Below are 6,079 nucleotides of genomic sequence, written 5' to 3'. Positions count from 1 at the left end.
ATATGTCGCCCGCTCGATCCGGCGTGAGGAAAACAACCCGTTCGCATAGCTGAAGATCAGAAGGGCCAGCATCAGGCGCGGATGGTACTGTGCCTTGCCTCCCGTGCGCACTGGCACGCAGAACGCACTCATCGGAACCCGCTCAACGGCTGCGACAATGAAATGCGCCATATCGTCAGCAGGAAGCCACGACTTCAGATCAGGCGGCAGAAGATACGGCTGAGACCGGTCAAACGGGATGAAACTGCTCATCTCACCACCTTACAACCTTACCCCTTCACTGGGTACCCCAACCCGACAGGCTGCTAGTAGTCTTAATAGTAGTGAGCTTATCCCGGTCTATTGACAAGACAAGTCTCCTGTCTCCAGCCAGGTCATTACCCTCGTCATAAAATCATTAATATAATTGCTTGTGTCTTGAGGTGATGGCATTTGTCCATCGCTCGGGCAACGAAATGGCTCAAATGTCAGTAGGGTTTCGATTTTATTTTCAAGAGGAGTTCCGCGTGTCAGCAAAGGTGCCCATTGCTCTATGTGATCAGGGAAATTAACAGAACATAATATATGAAGAATATCCATTCCATGAATTGGCATATTATTTAGAGATTCATTGAATGTATTTTTTCTCTTATTCAGAGTTATGTTTTTATTGGAGTGCAAAAGCATGAATTCAATCAGAGATGCTGCATAACCGTCAAGCCCCATGCTCGTTTTCAATTCTATGACAACACACCTTTTATTTTCTGTATTGGTAGCTAAATAATCGATACGTTTGAGTGGGAATACGTCATTTTTATCGGCTCCCACCGGAATTATAATATCTACTTCGTCATAAAAATTTATGTTTCGATCAAATGAAAAGGCATTCCGAAAACCTTCCTTCATTGCATTCGGCAATAAATAACGCGAGTTGCTATTCTTTAATTCTGCAAAAGGCTGACTGAACAGGCCAGCTAAGTTTTGCTGTTGACTATTTTGTCTGCAGACTTCCCTTGCAAGGTTGCGTATAGCTGTTCGCATAGGCTGCTTGCCGTCAGATCGAGGATTATCAATGATATCCGGAAAATCAGTATATTCTTTCGGTTTCATCAAGAACTCACAAATTATATTCAAAAGAACCTTTTTTGAATTTCATTAAAAATATTACAACTGTATATTATTTTTATATATAAATAATTTATTGATAATATATATTTATATTTTACCATTCCCGTTAATTTTTCTAAAATTTTGTCCAGTTGTGTATTGATATCCGCTTCGCCAATTGTTTCGTCCGAAAACGGACGTTTCCCCTCCCCCAGTTGCCGAATTTTGTTGGATTGAGAGTGATAACGTCTCAAGGGGCAGCAGGCCCATGATATGATACACTATATGGGTGTACGTTACCGAAGCCTCCCGCAGGGAGGGTTTGGGAGGGTACACTATGGGCAATAGTGTAACAGGCCAGGCCTGAAACCGGCCGGCCTGTCCCGCGATTGCAGCGGTTTTCCTGTCCTGGGCGGGGGACATGTGTTACACTTTTCGGGATCATATGCCCAAACGCGCCCCGAAGGCCTCTGTCCGGCCGCCTCGCCAGCTGTCGCTGTTCCCCGAAACGGCGGCGCTGGTGCGCGTGGACCCGGCCGCCAACTGCTGGCGCTTCTACCATCTGTCGCTGCAGCCCGACCTGTTCGGCGGTACCGCCCTGGTGCGGCAGTGGGGACGGATCGGGACGGCCGGCCGGCAGGTCTGCGAACTGCATCATGATGCCGGGCAGGCGCGCGACGCCCTCGCCCGCCAGCTCCGGGCCAAGCGCCGACGGGGTTACCGCGACAGGACGGCCGGATGAGCGGCACCTCAAAACCGGGACAGCGGGTGACCACGGCAGGCGCCCCCGGCGGGATGCAGCTGTTCGACCGCGACGGGAGCCGCAAATACCTCACGGTCGCCGAGCGGGCGCGGTTCCTGCGCGCGGCCGAGCAGGCGCCGCGCGAGGCCCGCACGCTGTGCATGACCCTGGCCTGGTCGGGCTGCCGCCTGTCCGAGGCCCTTGCCCTGACGGCGGACCGGGTGGACCTGGCCGGTGGCGTGCTGGTGTTCGCCACGCTCAAGAAGCGCCAGGACGGGATCTATCGCGCCGTGCCGGTGCCCCCGTCCCTGCTCGAGGCCCTGGATCTGGTGCATGGCATCCGCGAGGCGCAGCGCCGGCGGGGCCGTGGATCGGCCGCCCGGCTGTGGCCCTGGTCCCGCATGACCGGCTGGCGGGCGGTGCATGCGGTCATGGACGCCGCCGGCCTGTCCGGCCCGGCCGCGTCCCCCAAGGGCCTGCGCCATGCCTTCGGTGTCGCCGCCGTCTCCAGCGGCATCCCCCTCAACATGGTGCAGAAATGGCTCGGCCATGCCCAGCTCTCCACCACCGCCATCTACGCCGATGCCGTCGGCGCCGAGGAGCAGGATATCGCACGGAAAATGTGGGGGTAATGCATTTTGCGAAAGGGAAATCACAACAAGCGTATAAGCACCGACATGTCGACTGATATGGTCCGCTGGACGGTTTCGGTCTCCCGCGAAACCGATATCGCCGTACGTGGTTTCCTGGCGCAGCATGGCATGAAGAAAGGCGACCTGTCGCGCTTCATCGAGGAGGCAGTGCGCTGGCGTGTGTTCGACAGGACGATGGCGGAAGCCCGGAGTGGGTTCGCAGATATGGAGCCGGACGCGCTGGAGGACCTGATCGGTGAGGCCGTGACCGCCACGCTGGCAACAGACAAGTCCAGCTAAAGCGTGCGTCTGGCCACCAAGACCAATCTTCTCATCAGTGCCCTGCTTTTTGAAAAATCCCTGCCAGCGTATCTGCTCGGGCTATGGCAGGCAGGACAATGCGAGTTACTGACTTCGACCGAGCAGCTAGACGAACTGCGGCACGTGACCCGGTATCTCAAGATCCTCGCTCATCTGCCGCCTGCCCTCTGATCAATGAAGGTCGGGACTTGACAGCTCTCATTGCGGATCAGCCAGAACATTATTAGGCTATTGTATATAGAGCAAATATGATGTCAGCATGCTCTCATGCTCTCATGCTCTCATGCTCTCATGCTCTCATGCTCTCATGCTCTCATGCTCTCATGTTAACACGATGACATTGAAATGAGTGCCAACACATCGGCTGGAGATATATGAAATGTTCGGTTCGATTAAATTATTCGTTTTTTGTGAGTTAGATATTGAGTTATCAAAATATCATGATAATGAGTTAATATGTTAACACGGAAACATGATGGCATGAAAACAATCGCGATCATTAGTCAGAAGGGGGGGGCTGGGAAGACGACGCTTGCCCTGCACCTGGCGACCAGTGCCAGTGCCGCTGGATACGTTTCTCTTATCCTCGATACAGACCCTCAAGCGACTGCAAGTTCATGGAAAGCGTGGCGAGGGGATGCCGACCCGGATGTGGTGGATTGTGCAGCCCACGCCTTGTTATCAAGAAAGCTGGAGCAAGCCTCTGAACTAGGCGCAGAGCTATCAATAATAGATACCCCGCCTCATGCCGATATTATGGCGCGTGAGGCGTGCCGTGTCGCTGACTTCTTATTGATTCCATGTAGACCACGCGCTTTCGATATGGATGCTGTCAGAACAACGGCAGAACTTGTGCGAGCCAGTGGCAAGCCTGCCTTTGTGATTTTTACTGCAGGGCCTCCTCGTGCGCCTCAAGTTTATAGAGAGGCGGCTGCGGTCGTGGCGCAGTTCGGCATCCCTGTTGCTCCTGTTGTCTTGTCAGAGCGTGCGATTTTTCATCATAGCGTTGGTTCCGGTCAGACTGCGCAGGAAGCGGAGCCGGAAAGCAAGGCTGCTGCTGATGTGGCACGGTTGTGGAATTGGGTGTGTGATCAAGTTAACATGCCATCACACAAACAAGATGATACAAAAACACGTTAGCAAATTTCTAAGTTAAGGACGTACAGCATGAGTCGGTTTGCTGGTCTCAAAAAGACGGTCGCGCCATCGGTTGTGGAACCGGAAGCGCAAGCAGTGGTAGAGAAAGCCCGCCCGCGCAATCCGAGAGAAGGTAAGCGGGCTGTGGTAGGATATTTTTCCCCAGCGGTTAGCAAAGGACTACATCAACTCGCCCTTGATACTGATACAACTATTCAGGGTTTGATTGGGGAAGCCATTGATGACCTGATGCGTAAGCACGGGCGCCATCCTTTTGGAGAGCGCTGACCCCTATTTCACGTAGAAGTATGCTTGTATATTTGCACAATCAGGGTTGACCGCGCTTAGCAAACCACGTCTCGCAGAACTTGATGAAATGCCGCTCGGGATTCTTCGGGGCGATCTCGTTATCACCCAGCCACATACGCCATTCTCTTTCGAGATGGTGTACATCCCAACCTGGTGCGACGTTCCGAGCATCCCCGTAAATATCAGGATCGAGCGCGCCCATCCAAGCCTCTGCTGCGGGCTCGGCAGCTTTCATCGTGCCGCGATTGATAAATGTTACCATGTCTTTCTGGAGATCGAATTCGACACGGTAATCTGGCAGATGATCGCTCGCTGCGAGATTTTTTATCATCTGTCGGAATAGCTTTTCTGGGCTTTGAGAGCCTGATTTTTTCAACAGAATCTCAAGAGAGACTTTCCATGCTGTTTGCTGACCGCAATGCTTGCGGGCTAGTTCATAAACGCGTCGTTCCAACGGTTTGCGTAGCCGGAAATAATCACGGTGTAGTGTCAGAACATCATTGCTCTTGATTGCGTTAAAGACCCAATCCGACAGCTTGATTTCGCAATGCAACAGGCGGCCGTCGAGGCCGAGTTTACGGCGGATGGATGAAGCGTCGATCAGGCCAAAACCGTCCACCTGTTCTTCGTCGCCTGTGACAATGTTGGTGCGGATACGGGTTCCCTCAAGGCGGTCGAGGGCTTCGATGAGAGCCTTATAGTCTTTACCTGCCGTACCGCGATTGGTGAAGATAAGTAAGTCACGGCTGCTGATCCGCACCCGTTGCGATACCTTCTCCCCGGCTTTTAGCTTCGCCATGATCTGTGAAATGCAGTAGATCAAAATATCCTTGTCGTAGATTGTAGCAAGACCCTTCACGCTTGGCGTGATTTCCAGCCATTGCCCATTATGCTCATAGCGGCGAATGGAAGTCTCAGGTTTTTTGGACAAGGAATAGAACGGATGCTCCATTTGGGGCATCACATCCTTAAGTACCGCATCTGCCACGTCGCAGATGAACAGGTCATGCTGAGGATGACGCTCCGGTAAAAGAGCCTCATAAACAACTGGCTGATTCGGGGTTTCAGATACCATAACTTACGTTCGGGGTTTCAGATACCCGTGTCAAGTGATTCGGGGTTTTAAATACCGGAAGCAAGATTCGGGGTTTCAGATACCAAGATTCGGGGTTTTAAATACCAAGATTCGGGGTTTTAAATACCAAAACAGCGGAATTATGATAATTTATCTTTTTAAATCATCTGCTTATGGACCCATTGGAATCCCTTAACACAGAATCTAACACATATTTAACACCGTCTTTGGTTTCTCATCCTGTGGATAATTTCTCAAATCCTAAAAATTCCAAATTTAAATTTGATCACCGCCTCTTGGGGGCTCTGCCCCCGCCGGCTCGCGGCCTACGGCCGCCCCGATCGCGCTTCGCGCGATCTCCCACCCGGCATCCCCCTGCTCGCCCTTTCCGGGCTGCGCTAAACGGACACGCCTTCGGTGTGAAAATATCATATGACAATACGATAAACGCATCCTCCCCGCCTGCGTCGGCACCTTCGGCGCCCTACGGGGCTCCCGCTCCGCGCTCGCCCGACACCTGCAACGCCAGAAAAACCGGGCAAGACCGCAATCTGCTCAAGACACAACGGAGTTCAAACGGTCATTCAGCGACTCACATGTTGCAGCATGCCCACCAGGCGCTACAGGATGACCGTACAGGCGTTACCGAACGTGGTGGCTGTCTGGGTAGGACATAGAGTGTTAAGCGGCATGGAAAAGTGACCCCTTCGGAAGGGGGACAGGCAGCCAAAAACGACCCCTTTCTGAGAAACGGGTTCACGATGGCCTTCATGCTGA

At 52.8% G+C, this 6,079-nt stretch carries 8 protein-coding genes; 5 read left to right on the top strand and 3 right to left on the bottom strand.

Annotated features, from left to right (window positions below; genetic code table 11):
• Together CFR80_RS16580 and CFR80_RS19030 are read right to left on the bottom strand one after the other, a co-directional pair.
• The coding region (locus CFR80_RS16580; RefSeq protein ID WP_181418230.1) for a transposase at window positions 1–252 on the bottom strand (252 nt) is incomplete at its 3' end.
• Window positions 253–339: 87 nt separating this feature from the next.
• On the bottom strand, window positions 340–1,089 hold the full coding sequence (locus CFR80_RS19030; RefSeq protein WP_146221687.1) for a hypothetical protein: 750 nt from the start codon (window positions 1,087–1,089) through the stop codon (window positions 340–342).
• Window positions 1,090–1,507: 418 nt separating this feature from the next.
• On the opposite strand from CFR80_RS19030, the gene CFR80_RS16575 reads away from it, so the two are divergent.
• The 5 genes from CFR80_RS16575 (at window position 1,508) to CFR80_RS16550 (ending at window position 4,206) form a co-directional block, all read left to right on the top strand.
• Entirely contained in the window at window positions 1,508–1,828 is a 321-nt protein-coding gene (locus CFR80_RS16575) for a WGR domain-containing protein (protein WP_181418262.1), read from the top strand.
• On the top strand, window positions 1,825–2,460 hold the full coding sequence (locus CFR80_RS16570; RefSeq protein WP_110507739.1) for a tyrosine-type recombinase/integrase: 636 nt from the start codon (window positions 1,825–1,827) through the stop codon (window positions 2,458–2,460). Before CFR80_RS16575 ends, CFR80_RS16570 begins: the two co-directional genes overlap by 4 nt.
• Before the next feature lie 45 nt (window positions 2,461–2,505).
• Complete coding sequence (locus tag CFR80_RS16565) at window positions 2,506–2,760, top strand: ribbon-helix-helix domain-containing protein (RefSeq protein WP_010517099.1); 255 nt, start codon at window positions 2,506–2,508, stop codon at window positions 2,758–2,760.
• A gap of 501 nt (window positions 2,761–3,261) precedes the next feature.
• A complete protein-coding gene (gene parA / locus CFR80_RS16555) occupies window positions 3,262–3,921 on the top strand; it encodes a ParA family partition ATPase (protein WP_010517102.1) in 660 nt (219 codons plus the stop codon).
• Between the two features lie 27 nt (window positions 3,922–3,948).
• On the top strand, window positions 3,949–4,206 hold the full coding sequence (locus tag CFR80_RS16550) for a ribbon-helix-helix domain-containing protein (protein ID WP_081500038.1): 258 nt from the start codon (window positions 3,949–3,951) through the stop codon (window positions 4,204–4,206).
• Between the two features lie 40 nt (window positions 4,207–4,246).
• Here the strand turns inward: CFR80_RS16550 and CFR80_RS16545 are convergent, their stop codons facing one another.
• Window positions 4,247–5,302 carry a replication initiator protein A gene (locus CFR80_RS16545; RefSeq protein WP_019092487.1) on the bottom strand — a complete coding sequence of 352 codons (1,056 nt, stop codon included), beginning with the start codon at window positions 5,300–5,302 and terminating at the stop codon, window positions 4,247–4,249.
• Window positions 5,303–6,079 lie beyond the last annotated feature (777 nt).

This window comes from Komagataeibacter oboediens, from assembly GCF_003207815.1.
In the GTDB taxonomy this organism is placed as follows: Bacteria; Pseudomonadota; Alphaproteobacteria; order Acetobacterales; family Acetobacteraceae; genus Komagataeibacter; species Komagataeibacter oboediens.
This window is presented reverse-complemented; position numbering and strand designations above follow the sequence as displayed.